This window comes from Streptomyces sp. NPDC044064 (assembly GCF_056434245.1).
Genome location: NZ_JBWKFN010000008.1, coordinates 220,356 through 235,489, shown reverse-complemented (window position 1 = coordinate 235,489; position 15,134 = coordinate 220,356). Strand labels below are relative to the sequence as shown.

Below are 15,134 nucleotides of genomic sequence, written 5' to 3'. Positions count from 1 at the left end.
TTGAGTGCTGCCCTAGCATGCCCGCTTCACGCTCCAACTCGGCACTCGGAGAGGCCTTTCGGCTCGCATTGGCGGACTGTCCGAGTGAGGTTCGCGTTTTTCGGGCACCCCCTCACCGACACACCCGCACCGCACCCCAGGGCGCACGCCCTCGGGGCGAGGACGGCGACTGACCACCGCCGTACGGACCGGGGGGAAACACATGACCGGAATCAGTGCCGGCGCCGACGACCCACTGCAGGAGGCTCAGCGTGAAGTCGAGCGCTGCCGACAGGCCGGAGACCGGCCCGACCTTGCCCGCGCGTTGATCAGACTCTCGGCGCTGCTGCGCAACGCTGGCCGCCTGCCGGAGGCCGTCTCGGCAGGTGAAGAGGCCGTCTCGATCTTCCGCGAGCTGCACAGCGACGCCGAGTTGGCATGGGCGCTGCAGAACATTGCCGCTCGCTACTCGGAGGCCGGACAGTACGACAAGTCCGTGACGGCGGCCCGTGAACGCTGCGACATCCTCCGGCGACTCGGTGACCGACCCACACTGGCCGAGGCCCTGATCACCCTCTCCGCGTACCTCCAGCACACCGCCGCGTACGCGCAGGCGGTGGCGGCGGCCGAGGAAGGCGTGTCGATCTACCGGGAGTTGGCGGACGAGCCGGATCTGGCCTGGGGGTTGGAGAACCTGGCGAACCGGTATTCGGCGGCGGGGCGGCATGAGCAGTCGGTGGTGGCGGGGCGGGAGTGCTGTGACATCCACCGCCGGCGCGGAGACCGTCCGGAGCTCGCCCGCACCCTGATCGTCCTCAGCTCGTACGAGTCTCACGCGGCCGCGTACGAGCAGGCGGTGGCGGCGGCCGGGGAAGGCGTGTCGATCTACCGGGAGTTGGCGGACGAGCCGGATCTGGCCTGGGGGTTGGAGAACCTGGCGAACCGGTATTCGGCGGCGGGGCGGCATGAGCAGTCGGTGGTGGCGGGGCGGGAGTGCTGTGACATCCACCGCCGGCGCGGAGACCGTACGGACCTCGCCCGCACCCTCGTCGTCCTCAGCTCCTACCTGCGGCACCTGCGGTCCTTCGCCGAGGCCATCGACACGGCCATCGACGGCACCGGCTTCTACCGCGAGCTGCGCAGCGACCCCGGCGAGGCATGGGCGCTGGAGAACCTCAACTCCTGCTACGCCGCCGCACCCTGGCTGCGCGTCAAACGCGCCCAAGTGTCTGCTCCGGACTACGAGGGACTGCAGGCTGCGCTCACCACGTCGCAGGTACGCGCGGTGGGCGGGGTGCAGCGGGACGAGTCCGGAACGGTGCGCGCAGAGGTCTACGCGACGGTGGAGCGGCTGGACGCCGTCCGGGCCCGGGGCCTGACCGTCGACGTGGTCGACGACAACACCCAGTACTGGCTCGACCGGCAGAAGGAGGTGGGCCGCGGCAACCGATTCGCCGAAGGTACGGCACCCTCCGGGCTCGGCGTGCCGGGCGGCACCGGCCTGGGCGACCTCTATCTGAACGTGGAAGAGGTGGACACAGCCGTCCGCAACCTCGCGGCGACCTACGGCGATCTCTGCCGCCTCATCGAACTCCCCGAACGGACCGCGTCCGAAGCGCACCGCGTCAGCCACGCCCTGCGGCTCGGCGGCGGAGCTGATCACAGCCGCCCGACGGTACTGCTGCTCGGCGGGCAGCACGCCCGCGAGTGGGGAGGCTGCGAGATCCTCGTGAACCTCGCGGCCGACCTCCTCCAGGCCTACCGGGACGGTACGGGCCTGCGCTACGGCGGCCGGGAGATCTCGCCCGTCGAGGTGCGGACCGTGATGGAACGCCTGCACCTCCTCGTCTTCCCCATGGTCAACCCCGACGGCCGGCACCACAGCCAGTACCGCAAGGGCGACTGGCGCAAGAACCGGAACCCCGCCTACGGCGTGCCCGAGGTGAGCGGTGTCGACCTCAACCGCAACTACGACTTCCTCTTCGATCTCGGAAAACACTGGGCGCCCAGCAGCGAGGGCGGTGAGGTGCTGGGAGCCACGTCCGCCGACCCGAACGATTACGAGGTGTACCAGGGGCCGAGGCCTTTCTCCGAGGCCGAGACCCTGAACGTGAAATGCCTGCTCGACACCCATCCCCGGGTGCGCTGGCAGGTCGACGTGCACAGTTACACCCAGGTGTTCGGCTACAACTGGAACAACGACGACAACCAGATCACCGATCCCGACATGAACTTCCGGAACCCCGCGTACGACGGAAAACGCGGTGTCACCCGAACATTTCATCCCGACCGGCCCCTGGAGGCCGCCTACCGGGAGTACATTCCCGCCGCCGACCTCGGAATCGTGCAGTCACTGACCCAGACCTTCACCGACGGGCTGAGGGCCGTCAGAGGCACGGCGTACCGACCCGAACAGGGCGTGGTCACCTATGTCACTGCCGGCACGGTCGACGACTACGCCTACGCCCGGCACCTGGACGACCCCGGGAGGGAGAAGGTCCACGGATTCTTCGTGGAGTTCAGCACGGAGTACGTGCCGACGTGGACCGAGATGACCGAAGTCGTCCGTGACGTGTCCTCGGGGCTCTTCTCCTTCTGCCACCGAGCGGCGCTGGAGGCCGGCCACATCGCCACCGTGACCCGTGACCCCGACTGGATGGACGTCTTCGGGGTCGGCGGGGACGGCCTGGCACGGGTGGCCTGGTGGCACGGCCGGTGGAACGACTGGCAGCCCATCGCCGGGCACACCTTCGTCCCGCACACCCCGATCACCGCCCTGTCGCGTGACCCCGACTGGATGGACATCTTCGCGGTCGGCGCGGACGGAGTGGTACGGGTCGCCTGGTGGAACGGGGGCTGGAACGCCTGGCAGCCCATCTACTCACGCACCTTCGCACCGGGCACCGTCATCGCCGCGCAGAGCCGCAACTCCGACCAGATGGACCTCTTCGCCATCGGCACCGACGGGCTGGTCCACAACGCGTGGTGGCACGGCAGCTGGAACGACTGGCAGCCCGTCGGCACGCAGCGGTTCACCACGGGAGCCCAGGTCACCACACTGACCCGTGACCCCGACTGGATGGACGTGTTCGCGGTCGGCGACGACGGCCGGGTGTACGTGGCGTGGTGGCACGGCGAATGGAACGACTGGCGGCCGATCTACTCACGCACCTTCGCGCCGGGCACCGTCATCGCCGCGCAGAGCCGCAACTCCGACCAGATGGACCTGTTCGCCGTGGGCACCGACGGGCTCGTCCACAACGCGTGGTGGCACGGCAGCTGGAACGACTGGCAGCCCATCGGCACCAGGAGGTTCACGACCGGGACACGGCTGGCCACGCTCACGCGTGACCCCGACTGGATGGACGTGTTCGCGGTCGGGGAGGACGGCCGGGTGTATGTGGCGTGGTGGCACGGTGAGTGGAACGACTGGCAGCCCATCGGCACCCGCACCTTCGCCCCCGACACCCCCATCGCGGCACAGAGCCGCAACTCCGACCAGATGGACCTCTTCGCCATCGGCACCGACGGGCTGGTCCACAACGCGTGGTGGCACGGGAGGTGGAACGACTGGCAGTCGATCGGCTCGATCGGCTGACCCTGGAGACCCGAACAGCTCGCTGCCGCCGGCCTGCGGATCGGAGCTGGTGATGTCCTCCGCAGCGGAATCGGGGTACGAGCTGCTCTCGCCTTGCCGTGTCTCCCGGAGGAGTATGGAAGGTGAGTGAACAAAGGCGAGCAAAGGGGGCCCGTCATGAAGACCGGAGCCTCGGACTACGACGCCTGGCTGTACTCGCACACGCCCTCCCAGGCCGAGGGCGAGCGCGACGAGCCGGCCGAGCGCGCGGCCATGGAGCAGCACCCGGATGTCCCCAGGACCGAGCCGTCCCAGGCGGAGGGAGAGCGGACGCAGGACACCTAATCTGCATGATCACCGGGAGGTCTCGTCGTACCAGCCCTGGACACGTCCTGCTACGAGATGATCCAGCGCACCTGTGAAGGATGCGGCGACCAGCGCGGCATCAGCTGTGCGCCGAGACGCGCCGACCGGGAGCGGACCCCGGTCAGCGCGCGATGGACAGTAGCTCCAGAGGGTCGATCAGGCCGCCTTGGAGGGCCGGATGTTCTGGTTGAGGCGGAACAGGTTCGTCGGATCGTAGGCGTCCTTCACCCGCACCAGCCGCTCGTGGACCGCGTCGGGGTACGAGGCACGCACCTTGTCCTCGGCCGCGTCGCCGGTGAAGTTGACGTACATGGTCCCGCGTCCGTGGCGGGCGATCTCCGCACGGGCGCCACGCGCCCAGGCGATCTGCGCGTCGAAGTCGGTCGGGTCCGTGGACCGCGCGACCACGTTGCACAGGACGCTCGCATCACGCTGGCTGAAGGCCGTGGCCTCGGCGGGCACGCGGGCGAAGGCACCGCCCAGATGGTGCAGATGGAGTTCGCTGGAGGGCGAGGGCGTCGTCAGGTGGAGACGCAGTACGGCGTCGAGGGCGGCGTCGGACGGCTCGATGAACGCCGACGTGAAGTAGTTGTGCGCGCCCGCCGTCCACAGCGGGTCGAGCAGTGTCTGCATGCCGGTGTACGGCATGGGGCCCATGACGTCGGCGATGGGCGTCCCCAGCGTCCGCAGCGGGGCGACGGCCGCCTCGCCGGCCGCGGGGTCACCCGCGTACATGCCGACCAGAACCACGATGCGGGTGCCGTGGACCTCGGGCGGCAGGAAGGGCAGCGGGGGCGCCGTGGTGAAGTTGACCACGGTCGTCAGCTCGTCGGGCATGTTCCCGGTCAGCTCACGCCAGCCCGTGACCACCTGCCGGGCCTGCTCCAGCGGATAGACGATCAGGCCGGCGAGGACCTGCGGCCCGACCGGGTGCAGCTGGTACTCCAGGGAGGTCACGACCCCGAAGTTGCCGCCGCCACCCCGCAGGGCCCAGAACAGCTCGGGGTTCTCGTCCTGGTCCGCGCGCACCACACGGCCGTCCGCCGTGACGACCTCCGCCGCCGTCACGTTGTCGGAGGCCAGACCGTGGCGGCGCAGCAGCCAGCCCACGCCGCCGCCGAGCGTGAAGCCCGCGATGCCGGTCGAGGAGACCAGGCCACCGGTCACGGCCAGCCCGAAGGCCTGGGTCTCGTGGTCGAGGTCGCCCCAGGTCATACCGGTCTGGGCGAGCACCCGGCGGCGCACCGGATCCACGAAGGCGCCCTTCATGGGCGACAGGTCGATGACGATGCCGTCGTCGCAGGTCGAGAACCCGGCGATGCTGTGGGAGCCACCGCGCACGGCCACGAGCAGGTCCTGGCTGCGGGCGAACTCGACGGCTCGGATCACGTCCGCGGTCCCGGCGCACCGCACGATCAGCGCCGGATGCTTGTCATGTGCCGCGTTCCAGACCGCGCGGGCCTGGTCGTACTCGGCGTCGTCGGGACGGACGACAGTGCCGCGCAGGCCTGCCTCCAGTTCGGCGACGGTGGCGTCCCCCAGGATGCCCTTTGCCGTGTCGATCGACATGGTCGGCTCCTTGGTGTGTGTCGGGCGGGCTGACATTCACGACCGTAGGCAGCACCTCTTAGCATCCACTCAGCAGCCGCTTTGACCGGAGGACGACCAGGGCAGCGTGCGCCGCAGGACGGCCGGGCCGCGCTTGTCGCCCAGGTCGGCGAAGAGAACACCGGCACGGGTGGCTGCCGCCTCGGCCGCCTCGCGATCGCCCTCCTCCCACAGCAGCCGCGCCAGCATGAGGGCGACCCAGCCGACGGTGCAGGTGGACCCCGCGACGTGTTCAAGCTGCTGGGCGCGGGTCAGCAGGGTGCGGGCCCGCGCCGAGTCACCCGCGGCCCTGGCCACGAGCCCGAGGTGGAGCAGGGTGTTGGTGGTGCCCGGGATGTCGTCGGTCTCCTCGAAGCCCGCGTGGACATCGCACAGGGTCGCCTGCGCGCGGTCGGTGTCCCCGGCGGCCAGGTGGAGCAGGCCCAGGCAACCGAGGGTGATGCCCTCGGCCCGGCGGTCGCCGAGCCGGCGCCGGACCGCGAGAGCCGCCTCGAGGTGTTTGCGTGCCGCATCGTGGCGGTCCTGGTTCCGGTGGATGTTGCCGAGGATGTTGAGGGCCAGCGATTCGCCGTGCGGGTCGTCGAGCGTGCGGAAACAGTCGACACTGCGTTCGGCCGCCGAGACGGCGGCGCCGGTGTCGCCGTCACAGCGGCTCGCCCACGCGAGAGTGGCCAGGGCGTAGCCACGCGCCCGGGCGGGGCCGACCGTACGGCCGACGAGCACCGTCTCCTCGTAGAACAGCGACACCTGCCCCGCCTCGTCGTCCTCGACCACGTAGCCCGGTGTCATCACCGGGAAGAACGGCCCGCTCCCGCCCCGGACGTCGTCCAGCAGCCGGAGACACTCGGCGCAGGCCTCGCGTGCGATCGAGTTCTCACCCCGGCAGACGGCACAGACGCCCTCCAGGTGTGTGGCGGCCGCGAGCACCGAGGGATCGCCCGCGTCGCGGGCGAGGGCACGGGCCAGGTCCAGGGCGGTGCGGGCGCGGTCCCACGTACCCCGCATCCACAGCAGGATCGCCTGCTGCAGGTGGGCGTACGCCAGCGCCGCCGGGTCCGCCCGCAGCCGGTGGATGCCGACGATCTGCTCGCCGATGTCCTCCAGCGGGGAGCCGTCACCGAGGCGGATGGCCAGCACGGCGCGCCCCATCAGCGCCCTCGCCCGGGGAAGGGAGGGCTCCGGTGCGGCAGCCAGGGCGTCCTCCAGCCAGCGCCGGCCCTCGGCGAGGCGTCCCCGTTCGGGCCAGAACGAGCGCAGGGCCACGGCCAGGCGGAGCGCGTCGTCCGGTTCGTGGCGCAGGAAGGAGCGCAGGGCGGCCCGGAGATTGCCGTAGTCGGCCTCCAGCTCGAGCGAGGTGGCTCCGCAGATGCCGGTGGGCGGCTCGCGGTCCCGCGCCTCGGCCAGCTCCAGGTAGAACCGGCGATGTCTGGCCTCGGTGGCGGCCGGTTCCCCGGCGGCCCGCAGCCGCTCGGCGGCGTACTGCCGGATCGTCTCCAGCAGCCGGTAGCGGACCTCGTCCTGCCGGGGCTCCGCCCACACCAGGGACTTGTCGGCGAGCCGGCCGAGGAGATCCAGCACCGAGGTGCCCCGCACACCGTCCGCGCACACCTGCTCGGCCGCGGCGAGGGAGAACCCGCCCGCGAAGACCGCCAGCCGGCGGAACAGGCGCCGTTCCTCCTCGTCGAGCAGCCGGTGACTCCACTCCAGCGTGGCCAGCAACGTCTCCTGGCGGGTCGCGCCGCGCCGGCTGCCCCGGCCGAGGAGAGCCAGGGCGTCGTCGAGCCGTTCGGCGATCTGACGCGGGGCCAGAACGGGCACCCGAGCCGCCGCGAGCTCCAGCGCCAGGGGCATGCCGTCGAGCCGGAAACAGATCTGCGCGACGGCCTCCGCGTTCCCCGGGGTCAGCCGGAAACCGGGGGCCGCGTCCCCGGCCCGCTCCACGAACAGCCGTACCGAGGCGAACCGGCCCAGCTCCTCCACCGACGGAAGCCGGCGGGGATCAGGCAGCCCCAGGGAAGGCACCCGGAAGGTACGTTCCCCGTAGCTGCGCAGCGGCTCACGGCTGGTCGCGAGCACCAGCACGCCGGGGCAGCGGGCCAGGACCTCCGAGACGAGAGCGGCGCATGCGTCGATCAGGTGCTCGCAGTTGTCCAGCACCAGCAGCATCTCGCGGCCGCCGAGCTGTGCGATCAGCGCTTCCCGGCCGTCGCCGGACGGCGGCAGCTGCAGTCCCAGGGCGGCGGCGACCGCCTCGGGCACGAGGTGCGGTTCCGCGAGCCCGGCGAGGTCCACGAACCGAGCCCCGTCCCGGAAGTCGTCGCCCCGACGAGCCGCCACGGCGAGCGCCAGCCGGGTCTTGCCGCAGCCACCGGCCCCGGTGAGGGTCAGCAGCCTTCCCCGCCCGAGCAGCTTCTCCACCTCGACCGTCTCGCGTTCCCGCCCGATGAGGGCCGTCGCGGGCGCCGGCAGACGGTGCCGCGGCGCCGCCGGCCGCTGCTCCCGTGCCTCGACGGAGTCGGCCAGCAGCTCACGGTAGAGACGGCGGGTCTGCGGATCGGGGTCGGCGCCGGTCTCCCGGTGGAGTGCCTCCCGCAGCTGCTCGAAGTCGGCCAGTGCCTCCCGCCGTTGTCCGGCCTCGGCCAGGACCCGCATCAGCGCCCGGTGACCGGGCTCGTGCAGCGGCTCCTGCGCGGTCAGGGACCGCAGTACGTCGAGGGCCTCCGCCGTGTGATGATCTTGCTCCAGCGTCTCGCCCAGCCCCAGCCGGAGCGCCGCCCGCCGCGCCTCCAGCGCCTCGGCCGCCTCGCTGGCCCAGGGCTCGTACCGGTCCTCGGGCAGCAGCCCGGCATCGGCCAGAGCCAGCGCGGCACGGTAGTCCGCGGCACCGCCGCCGTCCGAGGCCCGCCGAGCCGTCTGCTCGAAGGCGTCGAGATCGATCCGCACACCGCCGTCGGGGGCGAGCACCACCATGTCGTCGCGGAGGACGAGCACGTCCCCCGGCGCTCCCGTGGACGTCAGAGCGCGCCGCACGGCGTGCAGCACCTGGTGCAGATTGTTCGCCGCGGACGCCCGGTCGAGGTCCGGCCACAGAAGGTCGTAGAGCCGTTCCCGGTGCAGCTGACGGCCCGGTGACAGACACAGCAGTTTCAGCAGGCTCCGGGCCTTGCGCAGCCGCCACGCCCCGGCGGCGACCGGGCGGTCCCCGACCGCAACGGCGAAACCACCGAGGAGACGGATGTGTACCTCATCGGCCATGGCTGCCCTCACGAGCAGGCTACCGCCCGACCGCGTTCGGGACCCGTGGGCCGTTCCGTGCCCCGCCCGGATGCATGACCACGCTCGCGGCGGAAGGATCGGAACAGAAGGATCGGCCCAGGCGGTCCACGCTCCGCGACGCAGCGCGGGGCTCACGCCCGACCGGTGCCTCGGCGTCCGTCCGAGCTGGGGGTAACGCCCGTTCCGGCGTTGTTACCGGAGCATCGACATGGATACGAATCACCTATTGCGACGTCTTTCGAGCCCTGCAGGGACGGGAGCGCACGCCGCCGGCGAACCCACGGCCTCCGCCGCCGACTGGGGCCTGCTGCTGGTCCGGCTGACCTTCGGGCTGCTGATGGCCGCGCACGGCGCGCGGAAACTGTTCGGGATCTTCGGCGGAGACGGCCTGACGGCGACCGGCCGGGCGTTCGCGAGCATCGGCTACCGGCCGGGAAAGCTGTTCGCCGCGATCGGTGGCCTGTCCGAGTGCCTCGGTGGCCTCGGGCTGGCTCTCGGACTGTTCACCCCGCTCGCGGCCGCCGCCCTGATCGGCGTGATGATCAATGCCATGGCGACCGTATCGGCTGCCAATGGCCTGTGGGACGAGCATGGCGGCGTGGAGTACAACGTCTGCATCGCCGTGGTCGCCATCGCCGTAGCGGCGATCGGTCCGGGCCGCCTCGCCCTGGACCGCTTCTTCCGCTGGGGCGCGGGCGGCTGGGGCGAGGCGGCGTTCGCCCTCGGTCTGGGCGGGGTCGCCGCTGCGATAACGCTGAGTCTCTAGATGTCCTCCAAGGGCAGGTGAAGACTCTGGTGGAGCTTGAGTCATACGTATAACCTACGTCCGTGTTCAACCGCTGAGGAGCGTGCCATGCAGTCATCGCCGAACCAACCGGCCGATCAGGACCGAGCTCACCTCCTGGCAGCGATCGAGCTCGCGGCCGGCGCGCGGAACCACGGAAACCATCCGTTCGGCGCGCTGCTGACCGACTCCACGGGAAACGTCCTGCTCACGGCCGAGAACACGGTGCTGACGGAACGCGACGTCACCGGTCACGCGGAGATCAATCTGGTGCGGTTGGCCTCGCGCACGCTGGAGCCGGACCAGCTCGTCGAGGCCACGATGTACACCAGCACCGAACCATGCGCGATGTGCTCCGGCGCCGTCTACTGGAGCGGCATCCGCCGGGTCGTGTACGCGCTCGCGGCCCCGGAGCTGAACGTCCTCGCGGGAGCGGACCCCAACGAACCGCTGCTCGACCTGCCGTGCCGCCAGGTCTTCGAGTCGGGCGGGAACACGGTGGAGGTGTCCGGGCCGTACCTGTACGAGGAGGCGGCAGCGGTGCACGCCGGCTATTGGGGTTAGGGGAGCGGTTCACCCTCATCCAGCTGCAGGTCCTCCACCACGACCGCGTCAGTCATGGCCGCCTTTGATCGCCCGCCGCACGGCCGTGGGCGTCAGCCGCGGACGCAACGGATCTCCAAGTTCAGGTCGAGGTGGCGTCCGGCCATGCCGCGGGCCGCCGTCACACCGAACTCGGTGCGATCGATCCGTGCGGTGGCACGGACGGTGAAGGCATCCGCGAGCACCTCGCAGCGCACGAGCGAAAGACTGACCGCCCGGGAGACGCCGCACACGGTCAGCGTGCCGGAGACAGCCGCGGTATCCACCCGGTCGGAAGTGAATGTGATCAGCGGGTACCGGTCTGTGTCCAGGAACTTCGCCGACCGTACGGCGGCGTCCCGTCGGGCGTTGCCCGTGCGGAAACTCGGCGCGTCGACCTCCGCGTGCAGACGTGACCCGGAGAGCGGTTCGGCCACCTCGATGCTGCCACCGCGGATCGCGAAGGTGCCGCGCACCGGCAGGAGGCCGAAGACGTGTCTGCTCTTGAACGAGAGGGACGAACGGTCTGTGGCGATCGTGTAGCGGCCGAGCCAGGGCGTCGTCGTGATGATGTCGCTTGTCGTATCCATGCCCCCATTCCACGGCGGTGGGCATACGGTGCGGCAGGGCCGGCGGTTGGCTCCTCACCCGACGATGGCTTGCCCGAGGAGGCAGGCATACGACTTTCGTAGGGTCGGCCCGAGGCGGAGGTATTCAGTGCTGCCGGCCGGGGCGGGTACCTGAGGCGGATGGCCTACCGTGAGCCTTATGACCGACGACCGGGGGGCGTGTGACGGGCCGTGGTATCGCCGGCACCGGCTCGCCGTGGACGTCGTGATCGCGGCCGCCTTCGTGCTGCTCGACAGCGGCCTGACACTGACCGGAGCCACCTGGTGGCCCGTCCACCCGGGGACACTCGCCTGGGTCATGCTGGGCGTGCAGGCGCTCGCCTGCGCCTCGCTCGCCGCCCGGCGCACCGCTCCGCTGACCGTCGTCGGCGTGCTCGGCGCGTACACGCTCGCGGTGACGCTGCTGGTCTCACCGGCGGGGGTGCTGACACCGGCTCACGAGGGCCAGGTGTGGGCGCCCCTCTCCACCGTGCTCGCCGCCTACGGCCCGATCTTCTACCAACGGAACCGCCACACCGCGTACTTGGTGCTCGCCACGTTCACTCTCGTCGTCATGCGGCCCTGGGAGCCGTCCGTCCCGAACATGACGATCGGGCTGCTGCGAACCGCCGTCGGGCCGCTGCTGGCGCTCTACTTCGACACCCGCCGCAGACTGATGCGGGCCCTGGTCGAGCGCGCCGAGCGCGCCGAACGGGAGCGTCATCTGCTGGCCGAGCAGGCCCGCACCGACGAACGAGCCCGGCTCGCCGGTGAGATGCATGACGTGGTCACCCACCGAGTGAGCCTGATGGTGCTGCAGGCCGGTGCTCTCAAGGTGACGGCACCGGACGAGCCCACCCGGCGAGCGGCGGAGGACCTGCGAGCCGCGGGCTGCCAGGCACTGGAGGAACTGCGGGACCTGGTCGGCATTCTGCGCACCGCGCCGGAGGGCGACCGGACACCGTCGGTGGCGGGCTTCGCCGATCTGGTCGCCGAGTCCGTGGCCGTGGGGATACCGACGGAACTGATCGAGAAGGGCGACCCGGCGCTGGCCTCACCCGTGGTCGGGCGCACCGCCTATCGTGTGCTGCGCGAGGCACTGACCAACGTACGCAAGCATGCTCCCGGCGCCCGCGTGAGCGTGCGTGTGGAGTACGGCAACGCTCAGCTGCGGCTGACGGTCCGTAACACGCCACCGAACGGCGGCCCCCGCAGCGCCCTCGCCGGCACCGGCTCCGGTCTCGGAATCGCCCGACTGTGGCAGCGCATCGAGCTGGTGCGCGGCACATTGCGTGCCGAACCCTGTTCCGACGGCGGGTTCAGCGTCGAGGCGACGCTGCCCGCGTTCGTCCCGACCGCGAAATCGGAGTTGTGAGCATGACCCGGGTAGTGGTGGTGGACGACGAGCCGATGGTGTGCGAGTTCCTGCGCACCATCCTTGGCTCGGCCCCGGACATCGAGGTTGTCGACGAGGCGCACGACGGTGCGGCCGGTGTCGAGGCTGTCCTGCGCAGCCGTCCGGACGTCGTCCTGATGGACCTGCGCATGCCGGGCATGGACGGGCTGACCGCGATCCAGCGCATCAGCGAGCTGGCCGGCCCGCCGAACATCGTGGTACTGACCACGTTCGACGCTGACCAGTACGTGCTGCGGGCACTGCGGGCCGGGGCGACCGGCTTCCTGGTGAAGTCCACCCCGCCGGAGGAGCTGATTGGTCTCGTGCGGACCGCCGCCCAGGGTCATACCGTGCTGTCGCCCTCCGCCGCCCGCCGGCTCATCGCCGCCTCGACGGACAAGCTCTCGGCCCGCGACCGCGCCCGCGAACTGGTCGGCTCGCTGACCGAGCGGGAGGTCCAGGTGCTGGCCGGTGTCGGCGAGGGCCTGTCGAACGCGCAGATCGCGGCGCGGCTTTACCTCTCCGAGGCCACGATCAAGGGCTATGTCTCGCGGATGCTGGACAAACTGGGCTGCGTCAACCGCACCCAGGCGGGCCTTCTCGCCCACGACGCGGGGATCACCGACACCTGAGGCCGAGCGCGGCCGGTGCCGGGCCGACCGCCGACTGGCGACCGTCCGGCACTGCCTGGCAGGAGCGATCCCCGCCCGACAAGCCGCGATCGCGCAGCACGTATGGTCGGCCTGCCTGCCGGCCAGGAGGGCAACGAATTCTGCCTACTGCGCCCCCGGCTCCAGCCCGTCCGACGCGGGCTGCTCCGCGTCCAGCTGGTGGTCGGCCCACACATAGCTCTCGGGCAGCAAGTCGGTGATGAGGACGCTGCGGATGCGGTCGCCTGCGCCGACGATGACCTCGAGGGCCGGGAAGTAGTCGAGAAGGACCTGACGGCACCGCCCGCACGGCGGAACAACCCCCCGGTCGCGGTCGCCCACGGCGACGATCGTCTCCAGGCCGTAGGCCCCCTGGGCGGCTGCCGCGCCGATGAGGACGAGTTCTGCGCAGGGACCTCCTGTGAAGTGGTAGGCGTTCAGCGCGGTGATGATCCGGCCGTCCTTGGCGCGGGCGGCGGCTGCCATGGTGTGGTTGTCGCCCCGGCAGCGGGTGCGGGCGACATGGGCCGCGGCCTCGATGAGTTCGTGGTCGACGCGGTGGGTCGGCGTGGTCATTCTTCTCCGCCTTCGTCAGGGTGCCAGGCGACGTTGACCCGGGTGACGCCGGTGCGCAAGCGAATATCGGCGTGGTGCTTGTTCCGCCGGACGATCGGGCGTGCGCTCGCCGTCATTGCCGGAGTCCGACTCCCGTGGCCGACCAGGTGCCGGGGTCGGCTGTCAGGAGGGTGCCGAGCGGGTGATCGAGGCGAGCGCGCGAGGGAGGGTGCCGTCGGTCGACGGGCGGTCCTGCCAGCGGGCGCCGATGTGACCGTCGGGCCGGACGAGGAGCGCTCCCCTCGGGTGGATGCCGCAGAGGTCGGCGTGCTCCCTCGGAAGAGGTTCGACGCGCACCGGCCATCGTGCGTCGGTGTGCCGGTCCCAGTGGGCGGGGTCCGGGGTGAGCACGGTGAACCACTCGCCGAGGGCGTCGAGCGTGGAGCGGCCGGGTGCGAGCCAGAAGTGGGGCATGCGGTGGCCGGGCTCCGCGGTGGGGACGTAGTCCGTGTCTCCGTCGGACGGTTCGGGCGGGGCACTGTTGCCCGTGAGGACGGCCGGGGAACGGTAGGTGACGCCGAGTAGGAGACCCAGTTGGGCGAAGTACCTTTCCGACCAGGGGAGTTCGATCTCGGACGACATCGGTTCGCCGGCCGCGAGCTGGTCGCGGCGCCTGGTCTGTACGTGGACCATGAGCTCGGTGTTGGCAACCGCCTGCCGGAGCGTGCGAAGGGCGACGGGGTGGCGTTCCCTCTCGTAGGTTTCCAGCAGGCCTGGTTCGGCCCAGCCGCGGAGCACGCCCGCCAGTTTCCAGCACAGGTTGTGCACGTCGGCGAGGCCGGTGTTCATGCCCAGGCCGCCGATGGTGGGCAGTGCGTGCGCGGCGTCACCGGCCAGCAGGGTCCGGCCGTGCAGGAAGCGCTCGGCGACGAACGCGTTCATCACCCAGTGCTGGACCCGCAGCACCTCGGCTTCCACGTCCGCTCCGGGTCCGAGGGCACGTGCGACGACGCCGGGCCAGTCGGCCTCCGTGCCGTGTTCGGGTGTGGCACCGAACCAGGCCCAGCCTCCTTCGGGGTAGAGCGGGGCGAAGGAGCCGTGCGGGGTGAAGTAGACCCCGGCGGGCCGGTGCGCGCACCAGCGGCTGAGGTCGGCGTCGAACACGATGGTGGTGAAGCCGCCCAGTGCTCCGGGGCCCGCGGTGCCGATCCCGAGCAGCGGCCGGACGGTGGAGCTCGCGCCGTCGGCGGCGAGTACGTAACGGGCACGGACGCGCGTCTCCACACCGCGTCGGCGGTCGGAGAGCAGGGCCACGACGCCCTCGGCCTCTTCCGCCAGGCCGACGAGTTCGACCCCGAACCGCACTTCCGCCTCTGCCGCGGCGAGCAGGGCGGGTTCCAGGCGATCCTGCGAGGTGACCACGCCGATCACAGGGCTTTCGGGAACCGGCGCGTTGACCCCGACCATCGCCGCCGTGGCGAAGTCCCGCTCGTGCAGGGTGTCGCGGAAGCGGATGCGGCCGTATTCCGGTGCGAACGCGCGGGCAGCGATCCTGTCGGCGAGCCCCAGCTGGCGGTAGATCTCCATCGAGCGCACGTTGACGAGCCGGGACCGTGGGAACGGTGACAGCTCGTGGTGCCTCTCGACCAGCAGCACTCGCACGCCCCAGCGTTCCAGCAGCGCCCGGGCGGTGAGCCCGACCGGACCGCCGCCGACGATCAGCACCTCCACCTCGGCGTTCGCCACGGCCATG

At 71.1% G+C, this 15,134-nt stretch carries 11 protein-coding genes; 6 read left to right on the top strand and 5 right to left on the bottom strand.

Annotated elements, in window-relative coordinates; translation table 11 throughout:
• The first annotated feature begins 202 nt into the window (after positions 1–202).
• Both AC07DS_RS15840 and AC07DS_RS15835 read left to right on the top strand, forming a co-directional pair.
• Positions 203–3,577 (top strand): M14 family zinc carboxypeptidase, encoded by a 3,375-nt coding sequence (locus tag AC07DS_RS15840; protein WP_479145664.1) that lies wholly within the window; start codon positions 203–205, stop codon positions 3,575–3,577.
• Between the two features lie 156 nt (positions 3,578–3,733).
• Positions 3,734–3,901 (top strand): hypothetical protein, encoded by a 168-nt coding sequence (locus tag AC07DS_RS15835; protein WP_479145663.1) that lies wholly within the window; start codon positions 3,734–3,736, stop codon positions 3,899–3,901.
• A 177-nt stretch (positions 3,902–4,078) separates the two neighbouring features.
• Here the strand turns inward: AC07DS_RS15835 and AC07DS_RS15830 are convergent, their stop codons facing one another.
• Entirely contained in the window at positions 4,079–5,491 is a 1,413-nt protein-coding gene (locus tag AC07DS_RS15830; RefSeq protein WP_479145662.1) for an FAD-binding oxidoreductase, read from the bottom strand.
• A 69-nt stretch (positions 5,492–5,560) separates the two neighbouring features.
• Positions 5,561–8,785, bottom strand: coding sequence for a tetratricopeptide repeat protein (locus AC07DS_RS15825; RefSeq protein ID WP_479145661.1), 3,225 nt, complete (start codon positions 8,783–8,785; stop codon positions 5,561–5,563).
• A 358-nt stretch (positions 8,786–9,143) separates the two neighbouring features.
• Here AC07DS_RS15825 and AC07DS_RS15820 point away from each other — a divergent pair, with 358 nt between their 5' ends.
• Both AC07DS_RS15820 and AC07DS_RS15815 read left to right on the top strand, forming a co-directional pair.
• Positions 9,144–9,572, top strand: a complete 429-nt coding sequence (locus AC07DS_RS15820; protein WP_479145819.1) for a DoxX family protein — start codon at positions 9,144–9,146, stop codon at positions 9,570–9,572.
• Positions 9,573–9,659: 87 nt separating this feature from the next.
• On the top strand, positions 9,660–10,154 hold the full coding sequence (locus AC07DS_RS15815; protein WP_479145659.1) for a nucleoside deaminase: 495 nt from the start codon (positions 9,660–9,662) through the stop codon (positions 10,152–10,154).
• A 92-nt stretch (positions 10,155–10,246) separates the two neighbouring features.
• Here AC07DS_RS15815 and AC07DS_RS15810 read toward each other — a convergent pair whose 3' ends face one another.
• On the bottom strand, positions 10,247–10,762 hold the full coding sequence (locus AC07DS_RS15810) for a YceI family protein (protein WP_479145657.1): 516 nt from the start codon (positions 10,760–10,762) through the stop codon (positions 10,247–10,249).
• Between the two features lie 178 nt (positions 10,763–10,940).
• Between AC07DS_RS15810 and AC07DS_RS15805 the strand changes: the two genes are divergently transcribed.
• Together AC07DS_RS15805 and AC07DS_RS15800 are read left to right on the top strand one after the other, a co-directional pair.
• On the top strand, positions 10,941–12,155 hold the full coding sequence (locus AC07DS_RS15805; protein WP_479145656.1) for a sensor histidine kinase: 1,215 nt from the start codon (positions 10,941–10,943) through the stop codon (positions 12,153–12,155).
• A gap of 2 nt (positions 12,156–12,157) precedes the next feature.
• Positions 12,158–12,808 carry a response regulator transcription factor gene (locus tag AC07DS_RS15800; protein ID WP_479145654.1) on the top strand — a complete coding sequence of 217 codons (651 nt, stop codon included), beginning with the start codon at positions 12,158–12,160 and terminating at the stop codon, positions 12,806–12,808.
• Positions 12,809–12,952: 144 nt separating this feature from the next.
• Here AC07DS_RS15800 and AC07DS_RS15795 read toward each other — a convergent pair whose 3' ends face one another.
• Both AC07DS_RS15795 and AC07DS_RS15790 read right to left on the bottom strand, forming a co-directional pair.
• Positions 12,953–13,402 (bottom strand): cytidine/deoxycytidylate deaminase family protein, encoded by a 450-nt coding sequence (locus AC07DS_RS15795; RefSeq protein ID WP_479145652.1) that lies wholly within the window; start codon positions 13,400–13,402, stop codon positions 12,953–12,955.
• 162 nt (positions 13,403–13,564) lie between these two features.
• The gene (locus tag AC07DS_RS15790; RefSeq protein ID WP_479145650.1) at positions 13,565–15,133 is read right to left on the bottom strand and encodes an FAD-dependent monooxygenase; all 1,569 of its coding nucleotides are present in this window, start codon (positions 15,131–15,133) and stop codon (positions 13,565–13,567) included.
• Between the last annotated feature and the right edge of the window lies 1 nt (position 15,134).

Coding starts and splice junctions, on each gene's coding strand:
- AC07DS_RS15840 (WP_479145664.1), top strand. CDS start 203: ATGACCGGAATCAGTGCCGGCGCCGACGACCCACTGCAGGAGGCTCAG.
- AC07DS_RS15835 (WP_479145663.1), top strand. CDS start 3,734: ATGAAGACCGGAGCCTCGGACTACGACGCCTGGCTGTACTCGCACACG.
- AC07DS_RS15830 (WP_479145662.1), bottom strand. CDS start 5,491: ATGTCGATCGACACGGCAAAGGGCATCCTGGGGGACGCCACCGTCGCC.
- AC07DS_RS15825 (WP_479145661.1), bottom strand. CDS start 8,785: ATGGCCGATGAGGTACACATCCGTCTCCTCGGTGGTTTCGCCGTTGCG.
- AC07DS_RS15820 (WP_479145819.1), top strand. CDS start 9,144: ATGGCCGCGCACGGCGCGCGGAAACTGTTCGGGATCTTCGGCGGAGAC.
- AC07DS_RS15815 (WP_479145659.1), top strand. CDS start 9,660: ATGCAGTCATCGCCGAACCAACCGGCCGATCAGGACCGAGCTCACCTC.
- AC07DS_RS15810 (WP_479145657.1), bottom strand. CDS start 10,762: ATGGATACGACAAGCGACATCATCACGACGACGCCCTGGCTCGGCCGC.
- AC07DS_RS15805 (WP_479145656.1), top strand. CDS start 10,941: ATGACCGACGACCGGGGGGCGTGTGACGGGCCGTGGTATCGCCGGCAC.
- AC07DS_RS15800 (WP_479145654.1), top strand. CDS start 12,158: ATGACCCGGGTAGTGGTGGTGGACGACGAGCCGATGGTGTGCGAGTTC.
- AC07DS_RS15795 (WP_479145652.1), bottom strand. CDS start 13,402: ATGACCACGCCGACCCACCGCGTCGACCACGAACTCATCGAGGCCGCG.
- AC07DS_RS15790 (WP_479145650.1), bottom strand. CDS start 15,133: ATGGCCGTGGCGAACGCCGAGGTGGAGGTGCTGATCGTCGGCGGCGGT.